The sequence below is a fragment of the Paenibacillus sp. 1001270B_150601_E10 genome (assembly GCF_015558675.1).
Lineage (GTDB): Bacteria > Bacillota > Bacilli > Paenibacillales > Paenibacillaceae > Paenibacillus_B.
Genome location: NZ_JADMOL010000001.1, coordinates 223,318 through 240,158, shown reverse-complemented (window position 1 = coordinate 240,158; position 16,841 = coordinate 223,318). Strand labels below are relative to the sequence as shown.

The 16,841-nt window shown below is 46.6% G+C and carries 17 protein-coding genes; 16 read left to right on the top strand and 1 reads right to left on the bottom strand.

Going from position 1 to position 16,841, the window contains the following annotated elements; all coding sequences use genetic code 11:
• Positions 1-77: 77 nt before the first annotated feature.
• From I2H74_RS01150 to I2H74_RS01135, 4 genes are all read left to right on the top strand, one after another.
• The gene (locus I2H74_RS01150; RefSeq protein WP_195570922.1) at positions 78-722 is read left to right on the top strand and encodes a DUF1405 domain-containing protein; all 645 of its coding nucleotides are present in this window, start codon (positions 78-80) and stop codon (positions 720-722) included.
• Positions 723-1,016: 294 nt separating this feature from the next.
• Entirely contained in the window at positions 1,017-1,466 is a 450-nt protein-coding gene (locus I2H74_RS01145) for a VOC family protein (protein WP_195570920.1), read from the top strand.
• A gap of 14 nt (positions 1,467-1,480) precedes the next feature.
• Positions 1,481-2,242, top strand: a complete 762-nt coding sequence (locus I2H74_RS01140; RefSeq protein WP_195570918.1) for an SDR family NAD(P)-dependent oxidoreductase — start codon at positions 1,481-1,483, stop codon at positions 2,240-2,242.
• A 95-nt stretch (positions 2,243-2,337) separates the two neighbouring features.
• Entirely contained in the window at positions 2,338-3,243 is a 906-nt protein-coding gene (locus I2H74_RS01135; protein WP_195570916.1) for a sporulation protein YpjB, read from the top strand.
• A gap of 132 nt (positions 3,244-3,375) precedes the next feature.
• Here the strand turns inward: I2H74_RS01135 and I2H74_RS01130 are convergent, their stop codons facing one another.
• Positions 3,376-4,248 carry a YitT family protein gene (locus tag I2H74_RS01130; RefSeq protein WP_195570914.1) on the bottom strand — a complete coding sequence of 291 codons (873 nt, stop codon included), beginning with the start codon at positions 4,246-4,248 and terminating at the stop codon, positions 3,376-3,378.
• Positions 4,249-4,462: 214 nt separating this feature from the next.
• Here I2H74_RS01130 and I2H74_RS01125 point away from each other — a divergent pair, with 214 nt between their 5' ends.
• The 12 genes from I2H74_RS01125 (at position 4,463) to dinG (ending at position 16,810) form a co-directional block, all read left to right on the top strand.
• Positions 4,463-4,783, top strand: a complete 321-nt coding sequence (locus I2H74_RS01125) for a nucleotide pyrophosphohydrolase (protein ID WP_229106350.1) — start codon at positions 4,463-4,465, stop codon at positions 4,781-4,783.
• 4 nt (positions 4,784-4,787) lie between these two features.
• On the top strand, positions 4,788-5,591 hold the full coding sequence (gene dapB, locus I2H74_RS01120) for a 4-hydroxy-tetrahydrodipicolinate reductase (protein WP_195570910.1): 804 nt from the start codon (positions 4,788-4,790) through the stop codon (positions 5,589-5,591).
• An 84-nt stretch (positions 5,592-5,675) separates the two neighbouring features.
• Complete coding sequence (locus I2H74_RS01115; protein WP_195570908.1) at positions 5,676-6,101, top strand: methylglyoxal synthase; 426 nt, start codon at positions 5,676-5,678, stop codon at positions 6,099-6,101.
• The gene (gene bshB1, locus I2H74_RS01110; RefSeq protein WP_195570906.1) at positions 6,101-6,790 is read left to right on the top strand and encodes a bacillithiol biosynthesis deacetylase BshB1; all 690 of its coding nucleotides are present in this window, start codon (positions 6,101-6,103) and stop codon (positions 6,788-6,790) included. Before I2H74_RS01115 ends, bshB1 begins: the two co-directional genes overlap by 1 nt.
• A 66-nt stretch (positions 6,791-6,856) precedes the next feature.
• Positions 6,857-8,023: an N-acetyl-alpha-D-glucosaminyl L-malate synthase BshA gene (bshA, locus tag I2H74_RS01105; RefSeq protein ID WP_195570905.1), complete on the top strand. Its 1,167-nt coding sequence runs from the start codon at positions 6,857-6,859 to the stop codon at positions 8,021-8,023.
• Between the two features lie 23 nt (positions 8,024-8,046).
• Positions 8,047-9,459 carry a CCA tRNA nucleotidyltransferase gene (locus tag I2H74_RS01100; RefSeq protein ID WP_195570904.1) on the top strand — a complete coding sequence of 471 codons (1,413 nt, stop codon included), beginning with the start codon at positions 8,047-8,049 and terminating at the stop codon, positions 9,457-9,459.
• A 160-nt stretch (positions 9,460-9,619) separates the two neighbouring features.
• On the top strand, positions 9,620-10,588 hold the full coding sequence (locus I2H74_RS01095) for a biotin--[acetyl-CoA-carboxylase] ligase (RefSeq protein WP_195570902.1): 969 nt from the start codon (positions 9,620-9,622) through the stop codon (positions 10,586-10,588).
• A 266-nt stretch (positions 10,589-10,854) separates the two neighbouring features.
• Positions 10,855-11,721, top strand: coding sequence for a 3-methyl-2-oxobutanoate hydroxymethyltransferase (panB, locus tag I2H74_RS01090; protein WP_195570900.1), 867 nt, complete (start codon positions 10,855-10,857; stop codon positions 11,719-11,721).
• Positions 11,722-12,603, top strand: a complete 882-nt coding sequence (gene panC, locus I2H74_RS01085; protein ID WP_195570899.1) for a pantoate--beta-alanine ligase — start codon at positions 11,722-11,724, stop codon at positions 12,601-12,603.
• Between the two features lie 3 nt (positions 12,604-12,606).
• The gene (gene panD / locus I2H74_RS01080) at positions 12,607-12,990 is read left to right on the top strand and encodes an aspartate 1-decarboxylase (protein WP_195570897.1); all 384 of its coding nucleotides are present in this window, start codon (positions 12,607-12,609) and stop codon (positions 12,988-12,990) included.
• Positions 12,991-13,108: 118 nt separating this feature from the next.
• A complete protein-coding gene (locus I2H74_RS01075) occupies positions 13,109-13,846 on the top strand; it encodes a hypothetical protein (protein ID WP_195570895.1) in 738 nt (245 codons plus the stop codon).
• A gap of 108 nt (positions 13,847-13,954) precedes the next feature.
• Complete coding sequence (gene dinG / locus I2H74_RS01070) at positions 13,955-16,810, top strand: ATP-dependent DNA helicase DinG (RefSeq protein ID WP_195570893.1); 2,856 nt, start codon at positions 13,955-13,957, stop codon at positions 16,808-16,810.
• Positions 16,811-16,841: the final 31 nt, after the last annotated feature.

Here is a 16,841-nt window from a genome sequence, read left to right as displayed (position 1 = left end):
CTGTATTTTTTGTATAAGTACTGTATTATAGTTTTATTATACATAATAAGCTTTAATTGAACTTCTGGGGGTGTAGGATGCGTTTGTCTTTCTATTGGAGCCGCTCGTTTTTATCGCAACGCTGGGTATTATGGGGGCTTTTTATTGCAAACTTATTAGGAACGATATACGGTTACTACTGGTATGGCGCACAGTTGCAATATACCTGGTCGCATAACTTGAAATGGCAAATTATATTTGTGCCGGATAGTCCAACAGCAAGCTTGTTTTTTACGCTAGCCTTACTGTTTCTATTGTTTCCAATGAAGGAAAGCAAAGGATGGCTGCATGTTGTTCGAGTCTTAATTGAAGGTTTAGCTGTCGTTACGTCTGTGAAGTATGGAATCTGGGCATGTGCGATTATTTTCGCAGGCGCCAATCTTGGGGAGCCTCTAATATGGCAGGACTGGATGCTGGTAGGGTCTCATCTGGCAATGGCCGTAGAAGCGCTTTTGTTTGTTCGATTATTCAAATTTGGCCCACTTGCTATCGCGATAGCAGCTGCTTGGACCTGGTTGAATGATATTTTAGACTATACGTATGATATCTTTCCGTGGTTGCCAGGCCCTCTTTATAACCACTTGGGCAAAGTTTCGATGTTTACTTGTATTCTTACTGGATTAAGCGCGGCCGCTGCACTTGCGGCATGGATGTATCGCAAACATACAGATCACCTTGATTAACACGAATTGATGTTGTAAGCAAAGATTGAAGAAGCGAACATAAAGTAGAAGAAGCTGTTGTAACACGGCAGTATTGAAATTGATGAGCGATAAATGAACATTTAAATTATTTTGGAAGTTGAAAAACAACAGTTTAGGTGCTTGTGGGAAGCTAACCTTATTGTTGTTTTTTTATTTGTTATGGAGCTGCAAATAAAATCTTGGTGGTAAGATGGATAATAGAGAGCCTCAATAGGATAGATCATGATGCAGGGCTATGAATTTTTGACTGGGATAGAAGGAGAAAACCTAAATATGAAGAATGAATCATTAAAGACAATCGTTCAAATCGGCATTGTTGTAAAAGACATTGAAGCAACAATTGCAGCGTACGCAGATTTCTTTGGAGTAGAGAAGCCCCAATGGTTCTGGACAGGACCACAAGAGGAATCCAAAACTATATTTCAAGGAGAAAAGACAGAAGCCAGAGCCAAACTCGCTTTCTTTGATATTGGATCTACTCAAATAGAGCTTATCGAGCCTGACCACCACCAGAGTTCTTGGAGAAGACATTTGGATGATCAAGGTGAGGGTCCTCATCATATTGCGTTCATTGTAGAGGGAGCTGAAGGGAAGAAAACGATTCTTGAAGAGAAGGGTTTCACTGTTCAACAGCAAGGGGAATTTGTCGGTGGACGCTATTCTTTGCTGGATACGGTAAAAGAGTTGAAGGTGCTTGTTGAACTCTTAGAATATGACAAGTAGAAGGAGCGGGTCTTGTGAGAATCGATTTGCAGAATAGGAATGTACTTGTAACAGGGGCATCCGGACAATTAGGGCGTGTTATGGTACGGACGCTTGCAGCATGTGGCGCAAATGTAGCGATTCATTATCAACGCAATGAAGCGAAGGCTCTGGAGCTTCAACAGGAAGTAAAAGAGCTAGGAAGACGTGCGATGGTCGTGCAAGCAGATGTAACTCGATTGGATGATGTTCTGCACATGCGTGATGATATCCATGCTTCACTTGGAAAACTGGATATTGTAGTTGCGAATGCTGTGATCCAATATCAATGGACCTCCATCCTTGAACAGAATGTTGAAGATTACAGAAGCCAGTTTGAATCCTGCGTGCTGCAAAGCGTTCATCTTGCAAAAGCATTTGTACCGGATATGATCGAGCTTAAACGCGGACGCTTTATTGGGATCAATACTGAATGCGCTATGCAGAACTTTCCCGGTCAGTCTGCCTATACCGCAGGCAAGCGGGGAATGGACGGCGTCTACCGTGTTTTGGCAAAAGAAGTTGGCGAACACCAAATCACGGTGAATCAAGTGGCGCCTGGATGGACAGTGAGCGAAAGGGATCGAGAGAACAATAGTGAACGTAATGAAAGCTACGAGCAAGCCGTACCACTAAAGCGACGGGGTACGGATCAAGAAATAGCAAACGTGGTTGCATTTCTCGCTTCTGATCTTGCCAGCTACATAACGGGGGCTTACATCCCGGTCAGCGGCGGTAATGTCATGCCTTCTATCTAAGAAAGCTCCATACCAATAACTATCAGAGAGGTTTGTCTCCTTCTATCGTTCTAAATCATGCATTCCCCCCATACAGTAATGGGGGAGGGATGTCCATGCTACGAACGCGAATCTTTAATCTACTCGCTGTTCTCATGCTATGCTCCATCATGTTGCCGCAGTTTACATACGCGAGTGAACAGCATTCGGAGCCCACAGCAGCGGAAGAGACCAATCAAAAGCAAACGAAGGAGAAATCTTCTAACAAGTCAACTTCAAATCCTTCCACAAGCCAAGAATGGGCCCTTGTCGATCAAACAGCAGAGCAGATGTATCGGAAGGTTGTTGATGGGGATCAAAATGGTGCCTTCGAGATATTGGTTCAATTAGAGGCTGCTCTGGCAGCCCCTCACTTGTTCGACGAGTGGAAGGCTGAACATATTCATGTTATAACGGGAAGCTATGTGGAGCTTAAAAGACAGTTTCATGCCATCAAGCGAGATTCCGATGCCCTTGAGCATGCGGTAGCGAAGTTTCGTTTCGCCACAGATGCGGTCACGCATCCCGATCAGCCGATGTGGCTCCAATATGCGGACATATTACGAGATGATCTTGATCAGATGCTGCAAGCGGTAGATTCCATGCAATGGGAGCAAAGCAGTCGAAAGTGGTTGGAACATATCGATCGTATTCTTCCTGCTGCTTCGCTGCAGCGTTCACCGAACACAATCGAGATGATACACTCCGTCATGGCGCTGGTTCAGCAGTCTCATAAATCTAAGGTTACGGTTGAGCAGGTGAAGCGTACGTTGCAGGAATACGAAGGTATGTGGATGAAGGAACTATTTGGCCCATCCAAGGATTTAACGACCTTCTCGATGGATCAAGAGCAGCCACTCCCTATGCGGGCCATTATTTGGCTTACCGGGATTGTGACGGTAACGCTAGCTTATGTAGCCTATCAAAAATATCGGGATGATGAGGAACAAATTCGCTCAGGCCCGTGGAATCCATCTGCATAACGAGGATTTGAGCTGGATCGATAAGTTATTCGCGTTGTAAAAAAACAAAGAGCGAGGAGTACCGTCTGATGACTAATGGGCGGTCTCCTTGCTCTTTTTTTCATTTATTATATAGTGGGAATGGAATCATGTTTAATCTTCTTTGAAGCCTTCGCCAAGCACATCATGCACCTCGCTGACGATAATAAATGCTTTTGGGTCAATACTTTTTGCGATAGACTTGATCCGACGAAGTTCAGCTCGACTGACAACACAGTATACCATTTGCTTTTCTGCCTTCGAATAATAGCCGATTGCTGGGATCAGTGTGACTCCGCGCTCAAGCTCCTTTGTAATCTGATCTGCTATGGCATGGGGCTCATCCGTAATAATCGTAAAGGCTTTTGCAGCATAGGCGCCTTCTTGGATGAAATCAATCATTTTCGATGAAATGAATACCGTAACGAGCGTATACAATATTTTTTCCTTTGTAATAAAGAAGAGCGACGATCCAATAATGAAAATATCCAAGAAAAGAATAAACTGGCCCATGCTGACACTTAGCTTTCGGTTCGCAATTCGTGCGATGATGTCTACTCCGCCTGTCGTACCTCCAAAGCGGAAGACAATGCCTAATCCAGCACCTAGCGTAACACCCGCATATAATGTAGCTAGGATCATATCTTGTTCAGTTCGGAAGGGGTCTATGTATCCAAGTTCAACGGCCTGCTCGAAAAACCACAGGAAGAAGGTCAATGACAAAACGCCGTAAATGCTGTATACCATTTGCGTTCGACCTAAAGAACGCCAGCCGATAAGAAATAAGGGAATGTTGATGATAAGAGTTGAAAGAGATGGTGAGATGTTTAGAGCATACTTGAGAAGAACGGTAATCCCGGTTACGCCGCCTTCCATCAATTGATTCGGAAGGATGAAGTAAATCAATCCAAATGCGTAAATTGCTGTTCCTATTGTAATAGGAAGGAAAATCTGTCCGATCTTCTTCAAGAGCACGGAAGCAGTCATCTTTAGCTCTCCTTATCTTCAATTTCCTCATGCTTTCTTAGTATATCGAAATTATCAGGGGATAAAAAGCATTTGTTTTCCAGTGTGCTTTGAGATAACATAGATAATACATGTACCTATAATGAAATGCTACATAATAGAAGAAGGGGATACCTTGAACACAAGCAACCATAAAGCGTTTTTAGACTCGCTTCGCAAGAAGCCGCTTGCGGAGATGCAGCGTGAAGTAGACCAGTATATTTCTCAATTCAAGGAAGGCTACTTTAGCCCGCTCGCCTTGATGGCAAGGTTGACGGAAGAAGCCGGTGAGCTTGCCCGCGAGGTGAACCATGCTTACGGAGAGAAACCGAAGAAGCCTGATGAGAAAGATAACTCCATTGCCCTTGAGCTTGGGGACTTGTTGTTTATATTAATATGCTTTGCCAATTCTTTAGGGATTGACCTCACCAAAGCGCATGATGATGTGATGCACAAATTCAACACAAGAGATGCAAATCGGTGGACAAGAATTGACGGAGAAGAGGGGGAAGGTTAAACCTATGGGAGAGCGTATTCGTGTAGGTGTCGTCGGTGCTGGCGGCCGAATGGGTAAAGAAGTTGTCAAGATGGTGCTGCAGGATCAGGCGTTGGAGCTTGTAGCAGCTGTGGATAGATCTGCTGGTGAAGTGGATGCCGGTTCATTGGTAGGCATTGCTGCAACAGGTGTGATGGTAAAAAGCGACCTTGTAGAAGCTTTAGCTGCTGCAAAGCCAGATGTTATTGTGGATTTTACCACACCAGCTTCTGTAATGGAGAACACGGTGACTGCGATTCAGCATGGCGTTCGGCCAGTTGTTGGGACAACGGGACTTTCTGTGGAACAAATTGAAGAAATTCGTTCTTTGTGCCGTGAAAAGGGGATTGGAGCAGTCATTGCGCCAAACTTCTCCATTGGTGCATTCTTAATGATGCAATTCGCTAAACAAGCGGCAAAATATTTGCCGAATGTTGAGATCATTGAATATCATGGCGATCAAAAGCTTGATGCTCCATCTGGAACAGCAGTAAAAACAGCTGAATTGATTTCTGAGGTTCGCGAGGAGCATCGTCAAGGCAACCCGAATGAGGAAGAAAAGATTGAAGGTTCTCGTGGCGGGTACTATAACGGCTTCCGCATTCACAGTGTTCGCCTGCCAGGCATTTTTGCTCAGCAGGAGGTCATCTTTGGCGGTAACGGAGAATCCCTAAAGATTCGTCACGATTCCTATGAGCGTGCAGGATATATGCCTGGAGTCAACCTGGCGGTGAAAAAGGTCATGCAGCTTCAAGAGCTGGTTTATGACTTCGAACATCTCATGGACTAAGGAAGACAACGATATACTGTATATTCAGCGTAACCAAAAACAAACGGTAGATAGAACATACTAGGGAAAGCTGAGGAGAGAACTATGCTAAATATTGCTTTCATTGCACACGACCGTAAAAAAACCGAGATCGTAAACTTTGTGATTGCATATGAAAAAGTGTTTGAAGGTCATCAATTATTCTCCACGGGTACAACAGGAACACGCATTATGGAGCAAACCGATCTTAAGATCCACCGCTTTGAGTCAGGTCCACTTGGCGGTGACCAGCAGATTGGGGCGCTTGTTGCTCAAAATGAAATGGACTTAATTATATTCTTGCGTGATCCGTTGATGGCACAGCCGCATGAGCCGGATATTATTGCATTGCTTCGCTTGTGCGACGTTCAAGGCATTCCTGTTGCGACGAATATTGCCACAGCAGAAATTCTTGTGAAGGCGCTTGAACGCGGAGAATTCGCTTGGAGAGAGCTGCCCAACAAATATAAACCGGGAGTCGATGAAGCGTAATGATCGCACTTGACATTCTGGCTATCGGAGCGCATCCGGATGATGTAGAGATTGGCATGGCCGGAACGCTGGCGAAGCATAAACAGGCTGGCTATAAGACGGGCATCTATGATCTAACCTACGCGGAGATGTCATCGAATGGAACGGTTGAGCTTCGACAAGAGGAAGCGAAGGATGCAAGCCAGATTCTACAGCTGGATGTTAGAGGAACGATTGGTCTTCCTGATCGCGGACTTCAGCTGATCAAGACGCATATCGACGAGGTTGTTAAGATTATTAGATGGCATAAGCCAAGAATTGTATTCGCACCTTATTGGGAAGACCGTCATCCCGATCATATCATGTGTTCTCGCATTGTCCAAGAAGCGTTGTTTAATGCAAAGCTGAGAAGATATATGCCTGAGCTGCCAGCCCATACGGTGGAACAAGCTTATTTTTACTTTATCAATGATACGGTGCCGGCTGATCTTGTTGTGGATGTATCGGAGGTTTACGAGCAGAAACGGCTTGCGCTAGGTGCTTATCGATCTCAATTCACTCCACAAACGAATGAGATGGTGTCAACACCGCTTACCCAGGGTTATGTCGAGCGTGTAGAAGCAAGGGACAGCCTGCTCGGTCAAGGACGCGGGATGAAATTAGCAGAAGGATTTATAACAAAGGGTCCATATGCTGTACAGTACTTTTAAGGCTGGTTAGATTCCTCCACGTGCAAGGCCACTATTTAGCAGAACATTAAAGGAGGGGGAAACGTCTTGGGCGATGGACTGAAAATTGGCATTACATGCTACCCGTCCTTAGGCGGTTCTGGTGTCGTTGCGACAGAGCTTGGCAAATTGCTCGCAGAACGAGGTCACCAGATTCATTTTATTACTCACAACATCCCATTTCGTTTAGGCACGACGTTCCAGAAGAATATTCATTATCATGAAGTTGATGTCAATGATTATTATGTATTCCGCTACCCGCCGTATGATCTGTCCTTGGCAAGCAAGATGGCGCAGGTTGCAAACATGCAGAAACTTGATATTTTGCATGTTCATTATGCAGTCCCTCATGCGATATGTGCTTATCTCGCAAAGAAGCTTGCTCACCCTGATCTTAAGGTTGTAACAACGCTTCATGGTACGGATATTACCGTGCTGGCACAGGATGAATCGTTAAAAGACATGATTCGTTTTGCTATTAATGAGAGCGATGCAGTAACGGCTGTATCACAAGATTTGATTCGTGAGACGCGTGAACTGCTTGATATTACGCGGGACATAGACCTGACTTATAACTTTATCGATAAACGTGTCTATTATCCAAGAGATATTTCTCATCTGCGATCCGAATTCGCATATCCTCATGAGAAGATTATGATGCATATTTCTAACTTCCGACCAGTGAAGCGGGTGTCGGATGTCGTGGATGTGTTTCAGAAGGTACAGGAGAAGATCCCCGTTCGGCTTATGTTTGTAGGCGAAGGCCCGGATATGCCGAAGGTACAGTGCAAGATTCGTGAGCTGGGGCTTGAGGACAGAGTTCACTTCCTTGGGAAGCAGGATGAGATTGCCCAGGTTATCTCTCTTGCAGACGTATTGATGCTCCCTTCAGAGAAGGAAAGCTTTGGATTGGTTGCTCTTGAGGCTATGGCCTGCGGAGTTCCGACCATCGGTTCGATTACGGGCGGAGTCCCAGAGCTTGTGTCCCACGGAGAAACCGGATTTCTTGCACCGATTGGCGATACCGAGCTGATGGCGGAATATGCCGTTCAGCTGCTAAGCGACCCAGAGCTTGCGAAGCGAATGAGAGAAGCATGCTTATACCGAGCACAACATGTTTTCTGCAATGATAAGATTACTTGGGAATACGAACAAATCTATCATCGTGTGCTTGGAAGAGAAGTGTCCACTGAAGTTCCGGCTTGCGATGATTAAGTGAATGTAAAGGAGCATTATGAATGAAGCGATCACCGCAGGATTCCTTGTACTTAGAAGCCTATGAAGTCATCAGGCAGTTGGAGGCTCATGGCTATGAAGCTTATTTGGTTGGCGGCTGTGTAAGGGACATTCTTCTTGATCGACCCGTTCATGATGTAGATATCGCCACGTCCGCAGAGCCTGCGCGCGTGGCTTCCTTATTTGAGCGTGTCATTCCGACTGGCATTGCTCATGGGACCGTCACAGTCGTTATGCCTACTTATACGTATGAAGTGACGACTTTTAGGTCCGAAGAAGGATATGCCGATTACCGCCGTCCTTCTGAAGTTCATTACATAACTGATCTTACAGAGGATTTGAGACGGCGAGATTATACGATGAATGCGATCGCGATGGATCGTCACGGCCAGCTTCACGATCCATTCCATGGCGAAGCGGATTTGAATAAAGGGCTCATTCGAGCAGTGGGTGTCGCAGAGGATCGCTTTGCGGAGGACGCGCTTCGCATACTGCGCGGCATTCGCTTCGCATCGGTGCTCAAGATGCGAATTGCGAAGAGTGTATGGCGCGGGATTAAGGTGAAGAAGCCTTTACTTCAGCATATTGCGATGGAGCGGGTGCGCGATGAGCTGTGGAAGCTGACGGAAGGGCCTGATCCTGCGAAAGGCTGGAGCATGCTTCTACGAAGCGGGGTGCTGTCTCATACGAAGGAGCCGCTTCGTATTGCAGTGGAGCCGGACGGGCCTGCATGGCTGCCCGTCTACGGCGCGCTCGGGTATGTGGAGACGCCCGAGCTGCGCTTTGCTTTGGTCGCGCTCGGAATTGGCGCGACGGAGGAAGACGCAGCGCAGGATGCACGCTCGCTGCGTCTCTCTAAGGCGCAGCAGGACGCGATACTGAGCGTCCTCGGCGCCTATACAAGGCTTGAGGAAGCAGCCGCTGCTTACATGGCGTCTTCCTCAAGCGAGCACGACGCAAAGGCAGAGCATGCTCCTTTGCGTCGTGCTGTCGCGCAGGCCGTTCTCCGCTATGGGGAGAACGCCGTGCGCGGAGCGCTTCGCTGCAGCCGGGCATTGGCCCATGCGGCTGCAGCAGCGGCTGAGCGTGGCAAGCAGGAGCCGAAGTCTCGCTCCTGCGGCCTTGCCAATAGCCTCATCGCCACGCTTAAGCCCTCGTATTGCAGCGAGGGCATCCAGCTGTTGAACAACATGGCATCGTCATGGATCGATGCCATGCCCGTCAAAAAGCTCTCTGAACTGCATGTGAACGGAAAGCAGCTCCTTCAGTTGACGGATCAACCTGCAGGGGCTTGGGTTAGAGAATGCTTGGAGCACGTTTTTCTTGAAGCTGCTCTGGGAACGGTTGATCCACTTCCAACGAGTCAGAAGCAATCAGCCAAGCTATGGATGGATCAGCATCTGCATGCGAAATAGCTCCTATAGTCAGTGATGTGATGGACTAAGAGATGTTCATAGGTGTTCATATAAGGTAAAGTCATTGTGAATTAAAGAAGCTCATTCCGTTCATATTGCATTTTTAGGTAATAAATGGCGGGTAGCTTTGCCATTGGTTTAGATGAAAGGTGGGATTGCTGTGAGTGATCGATTGCTGGAATGGTTTAAAAACCATCCGAATGAATATATTTCTGGGGAACAGATTAGTCGAGAATGGAATATCTCCCGGACAGCGGTGTGGAAGCAGATTAACCGTCTTCGGGCGAAGGGCTATGAGTTTGAAGCGGTTCCGAAGCTTGGTTACCGACTCATCCAGCAGCCGACGCGCCTGGATGAACGCACGCTGCTGCTTAAGCTGAAGACAGCGGTATTCGGTCGTCAATTGAAGCTGTTGAGCAAGACGGAATCAACCCAAAACGAAGCGTTGGCTTGGGCGAAGGCAGGCGCCTCTGAGGGAGCGTTAGTACTTGCAGAGGAGCAAACCTCTGGCAGAGGGCGCCGCAACCGCTCGTGGCATTCACCTCCAGGCAAAGGCATTTGGATGAGCTTGGTGCTAAAGCCAAAGATTCCGCTGCAATTTATGCCCCATCTGACGCTCTTGACCGCTGTCGCAACCTGCAGAGCGATAAAGCGTGTAGTGCCCATCGAGGTTGGCATAAAGTGGCCGAATGACTTGCTTGTGGACGAGTGCAAAATATGCGGGATTCTGCTTGAATCCTTCGCTGAGGATGAGCGCCTGCTTAGTGTAATAGCCGGGATAGGAATTAGCGTTAACCTTGACGAGCAGGATTATCCGGAAGAAATTATGACAAAAGCGACGTCTTTAAAGATCGCATCTGGTAAAGAGGTTGACCGAGCATCTCTTGTCACTGAGATTCTCTATGAATGGGAGCAATTATACCAATTGTATGAGGAGCAAGGATTCGGGCCGGTGCGTACGTTATGGGAAGCACAAAGCATAACGATTGGACGTACGATAACAGTAGATACTCCCTATGGTGAAGTGAGCGGTGTTGCGCAGGGCCTAGATGATAGCGGTGCACTTGTGCTGCTTGGCAGTGACGGACAATATCGCAAGGTGTTCTCTGGGGATGTTCATTTTATGTAGTGAAACTGTCGAATAATTTTGCTATACTATGCACGTAGGCGGTATCTGAAAAGAACTGCACTAGCAGAACAAAGCAACAGTGCTGACAGACAAGTACATATTCCTTGTTATTGCAGCGAATTCTGCTCTGAGCCTTGGGGACCGAGACAGAAAGTGCGTCGCATGCGACCTCTTTTTTGCTTTGGGACCTTTTTGGTGGAAACACTAAAAGGTTTTTTTGTTTTGCGCAAACTAAAAAGAGAAGTCTGACAAAAGGAGATGATGAAATGGCAATGAAGAAGCAACCGCTCAGCATTGTGAAAATGAAACAGATGAAGGAAAAGCGTGAACCGATTACGATGGTGACCGCTTATGATTATCCTTCTGCCGCGCTCGTCGAAGAAGCGGGCATTGATATGATTTTGGTTGGAGATTCTTTGGGCAACGTCGTATTAGGCTATGACTCGACTTTACCTGTAACGATAGATGATATGGTGTATCATACGAGAGCTGTTCGCCGAGGGGCACCTGATACTTTTGTCGTAGCAGATATGCCGTTTATGACCTACAACAGTACAGTAAGCGAAACCTTGCAAGGGGTTCGTCGCTTGATGCAGGAAGGCCAAGCGAATGCAGTGAAGATGGAAGGTGGCATCGAAATTGCGCTCATGGTTGATGCCTGTACAAAAGCAGGTGTTCCGGTGGTCGGCCATATCGGACTCACTCCACAAGCAGTCCATCAAATCGGGGGCTACCGCGTGCAGGGCAAAACGCCTGAGGATGCAGAGCGTTTACTTCAAGATGCCCTAGCACTAGAGCGTGCCGGTGCCTGTGCAGTCGTGCTTGAACTTGTAACGGAGCAAGTCGCGGAGATGATTTCGAAAAAGCTTGCCATTCCTACAATTGGAATAGGCGCAGGCTCTCAAACGGACGGCCAAGTGCTCGTATTCCATGATATTTTAAAATATACGTCTTCCTATCGCGAAAAGCGATTTGTGAAAACCTATGCGGATATCGGCGCAGTGGTTAGAAGCAGCGTAGAGCAGTATGTAAAAGATGTGAAGGAACGCTCATTCCCAGCAGAGGAACATTCGTTTCGTGCAGATGATCAAGTGCTGGAAAGCTTGTATGGGCATGGAAAGGTGGAGTCTTAAGTGAAAGTCGTTCGGACAGTAGAAGAATTAAGAGCCGAAATAAAAGCATATCGAAAACAGCATCCCGACGCTTCTGTAGGATTCGTGCCAACGATGGGATACTTGCATCAAGGTCATGCAAGTCTGATGGAGCGCGCAGCAGCTGAGAATGAATATTCCGTACTTAGTATTTTTGTAAATCCGATTCAGTTTGGGCCGAATGAAGACTTGGATCGCTATCCTAGAAACGAGGATCGCGATCTTGCTACTGCAGAACGCTGTGGAATCGATATTGCTTTCCTGCCTGCTGTTGAAGAGATGTATCCTAAGCCAACGAAGACGAAAGTAGTCGTTGCCGACCTTACGGGGTCATTATGCGGCGCATCCCGTCCAGGGCACTTTGACGGGGTAACAACCGTTGTCTCTAAGCTGTTTCATATGATTCAGCCAGATCGCGCTTATTTTGGGATGAAGGATGCTCAGCAGGTAGCTGTTATCCAGCAAATGGTGCAGGATTTGAATATGGATGTCGAAATTATTCCTTGCCCTATCGTGAGGGAGCATGATGGATTGGCTCTAAGTTCGCGAAATGTGTACTTGTCCGAAGAAGAAAGACAGCAGGCGCTTGCGCTGTCTCAAGCGCTAAAACAGGCTTCTCAAGCGGTCGAAACAGAGTCGCATACCGTTGAAGAGGTGAAAGTGGGCATTATCGATCATATTCTGACTGCGCCTTTAGCGGATATTGATTACGTGGAGATCGTTTCGTTCCCTAGCTTGGAAGGACTCCCTAAGGATGCCAAGCTTCCACAGCAGCATTCGGATATTCTTATCGCACTAGCTGTTCGCTTCGGTAACACACGTTTAATCGATAACATCCGGATTCCAATGTCGAAAGGGGAATAACCCATGTTCCGTGAAATGATGAAGTCCAAGATTCACCGTGCAACGGTGACGGAGGCAAATCTAAACTATGTAGGCAGTATTACGATTGATGAAGAACTTATGGAGCAGGCGGATATTTTGCCTAATGAAAAGGTGCAAATTGTGAATAATAACAATGGAGCGCGCTTAGAGACTTACGTCATTACAGGCAAGCGCCACTCTGGCGTGATATGTCTTAACGGCGCAGCTGCACGGCTCGTTCAGCCTGGGGATAATGTTATCATTATTTCCTATGCTGCAATGACGAATGAAGAAGCAAAATCATACGAACCCAAAGTGGTCTTCGTCAATGAACGCAATCAACCTGTCGAGGTTGCCAAGGAAGAGCTTCACGCAACCATACGTTAATCTTTTTGGGCGCACTTGGACAGGAAACATTGGTTCGGATGAAATAGGTCTGACGTACACAAAATGAACATGAGCCGCACAACAATCGTAAGCATCACAGCTGAAGGTGGGATGAAACGTGTTGCAGCACATGTTCGCGACGATGAATGAGTTGTTGGACGATATTCTGAAGCATTATCCGACTGCAAAGCAAGAAGAGAAGCAAGAGCTTGACCGTCAGTTATCTTTGCTCCATTCCATGAGCGATCAGATCGTGGAGGAATGGCTCCGCTTTGAAGAGAAGCTGGCGCTTGTTCGCACCGAGAATAATCTGGATGCGGTATTATTCTCTCAAGGTGAAACCGTTCAGGCAACAGCTTCTTCATCACAATCTGCGGCCTCTTCCAAGAAGCTGATGCAGGTTTGCCAAGATAAGGTGGCAGATCAAGCTCCAGCTCCCGTAGATGATATGAGCTGTCAAGATTCACTGCAGTGTGGACAAGGGTATTTTATTCTTAAGATGTATGAACAAGCCATAAGGCACTTGGAACGTGCAATTCGTGTTCAGCCTGATTCTATGATGGCACGCATTTATTTAGGTTTTTCTTATTTGTTGTTGGGCCGTGCGCAGGAAGCCTGCAGTCATTTTCACTTTATCATTCCTTTAACGGAAAATAAAAAGCTGAAGGCCCTTGCGTACAATGCCTTAGGCTGTATTCAGGCCATGTACAAGAATACCGAAAAAGCACAGCAATACTTCCAAAAAGCCCACTTTGCAGATCCGACCATACCTGAGCCGATCTCTAATATTAAGGCTTGCATGCACAATAGCGGAGTACTGCAGTATGGCGAGAAAAGAATGGAATATATGGCTTGAATAGTCAAGAGGGGAACGTCTTTTCGTAAGATGTTGCCCTCTAGTCATTTCCAAATGACCGAACATCTGTTATGCTAAAAGCATCAGAAGTTGAGAGGAATTGTGAGAATGAGATTTGCCGTTTTGGACTTTGAAACAACAGGGAACCAGCCTGGAGATGAGATCATCCAGATCGGACTTGTTGTACTCGGTGATAATCTTTCTATAGAACGAGAGTATCATACGTTAGTTCGCCCTAGCGTGCCGATACCTGAATTTATCACCCAATTAACAGGAATCACAGATCAGATGGTTCACGATGCGCCTGATCTTGACGAAGCGATGACGGGCATGGTTCCTCTGCTGAATGATGTCATACTAGTAGGGCACAATGTTGCCTTTGATTATCAATACTTAAAGAATGCACTTGAGCAATCGGGGTATTTGCCATTTACAGGTCGAATACTGGATACCATAGAACTGCTTCGCATTTTATTCCCTTCCTTAACGTCCTACCAGCTTGGCAATGTGGCGAGCACGTTTGGCTTAACCCATGACAGGCCGCATCAGGCGGATAGCGATGCGCTTGCAACAGCAGAGATTCTAATTCGCTGTCTAGAAGCCATTGATGACTTGCCGCTATTAACGCTTCAGCGGATTGTTGATTTGTTAGGGGAAGAGGAGAGAGATCTCGGCTGGCTTTTGTATAATAAGCTAGTGGAACGCGAGCAAGCTGCCGCAGGCCTTCGAGATGATCCACATATTTCACCATTTCGACAACTTGCCTTTAAGGTAGAGGAATGGACAGATGAGTTGCCACCGCGTGAAGGGTTGGAGGAAGAGGCGCTAAAGGATGTTTCCTTTTCTGCATTCATGGATCAAGTGAAGCATAACCTACAGACTCAACTATCCAATTATGAAACACGCGATGCTCAAGAGCAGATGTTTAACGCCGTAATGGAGAGCTTAGAGCAGGATCAGCATTTATTGATAGAGGCTGGAACGGGGACAGGTAAGTCCCTTGGATATTTGCTGCCTTCCATCTATCATAGTGTTAAGAACGAAAAGAAAGTGATTGTTAGCACACACACGATCAATCTGCAGGAGCAGTTGCGACATCGGGATTTGCCGCTGCTGTCGAAGATTGTTCCGGTGCCATTTAAAGCTTCTATCCTAAAGGGAAGAAGCCACTATTTGTGTTTGCGCAAGTTCGAGCATAAGATAAACTATAGGGAATTTGTTCATGCGAGAGACGATGTACTGACTGCTGCTCAGATGATGGTGTGGTTAAGCCAGACGGAGACAGGCGATGATGAGGAGCTCCATCTCATCCATAAAGGAGCAGATTTCTGGGATACTGTTGCAAGTGACAGCGACTCATGTCTGAACCGAGCTTGCCCGTGGTTTAGAAGATGCTTTTATCACCGTGCCAAAAATGACGCAAACTTGTCAGACGTGATAATTACGAATCATTCGCTGCTGTTCACGGATGTGATCGCAGATCATCGTCTGCTGCCTTCTTATGAACATTTGGTCATTGATGAGGCACATCACTTTGAGGAGACCGCTGGCAAGCATCTCGGCGTTCACTTACAGTATTTCTCATTGATTCATCCATTTGTTCGATTGTTTAAAGATAGTAAGAATGGAGCTCTTTCACTCCTACAGACCAAGCTTCGATTATCCGGTAATGAAAAAGCGCTCATATGGGCGGATGGAATAGAGAAACAGTACGCACAGCTGCTCGAAGCACGTGACGTGTGGGACAGGCTGTATGATGCGCTGTATCAGCTTATGCCATCAACTGAATCCGGACAAGCTGAAGCGGGTCAGACCGTGCTGCGTCTGAAAGCTTCAAGTCGGCCGGATGCTTGGAATGCGGTACATGAACTGGAGCAGGATGTTCATGCAAGACTAAGCGATATTGTAAGAACGGGTGAGAAGCTTGTAAACGAGTGGAAGGACTTGGATGATGATGAGGAGCTTCAGAGTGCGGTTGTTGATGTTGCAGGCTTATTTAAAGAGATTGCAACCGTACGTGATGAATTTAGACAATTCATTCAAGGGACAGACCCCGATACGGTATATTGGATGGAAGCAAATGCACAATTTAAGTTTAAATCCGTGCAAATGTATGCTGTGCCTGTTGATGTAAGCGAGCAGCTGAATCGATATTTCTTCGAGCCAAAGAAGAGCGTTATTCTTACATCAGCAACACTTTCTGTAGATAAATCCTTCCAATATATTGAGGAACAGATAGGCTTAAAAGCTGCGGCCGCCGAAGGAAGAGTAAACAATGTCATTCTTCCATCGCCGTTTCGCTATCGAGAGCAGGCGCTAGTTGTGATTCCAAGGGATTTTCCTACGGTTCGAGGCGCTTACGATGCGCATTTTAACGGCAAGTTGGCGGAATCATTGGCTGAGGTCGCAGTTGCGACCAAGGGAAGAATGCTTGTCTTGTTTACCTCTTATCGTATGCTGAAGGACGTCTATGAGCCCCTTAAAGAGGCTTTGCAGCCAAAAGGAATCCAAGTGTTGGGGCAAGGAATGGACAGCGGCAATCGAAGTAAGCTGACAAAGCGCTTCCAAGAGCAATCTGCCTCGGTATTGTTAGGCACGAGCAGCTTCTGGGAAGGGGTAGATATCCCTGGTGAGGCATTAACCTGTCTCGCGATAGTGAGACTTCCTTTTCAGCCGCCAAATCACCCTCTCTTTGAGGCTAAATCAGATCGGTTAAAGCGTGATAAGCAGAATCCATTCCGTAAGCTTGCTGTACCACAGGCAGTCATTCGCTTTAAACAAGGCTTTGGACGATTAGTCCGAACATCCCAAGATAAAGGGATCGTTATTATCTATGATACGAGAGTTATTGAGACAAGCTACGGCAAGCATTTCTTATATTCTCTGCCTGGTCCTAAGATGGAGCATATGGCGACGGATCAGCTTGTCCCTCGTATTGAAACTTGGTTTCAAGAACAAGATTAAATCTTCTGTGGACAACATATAACAATACCCG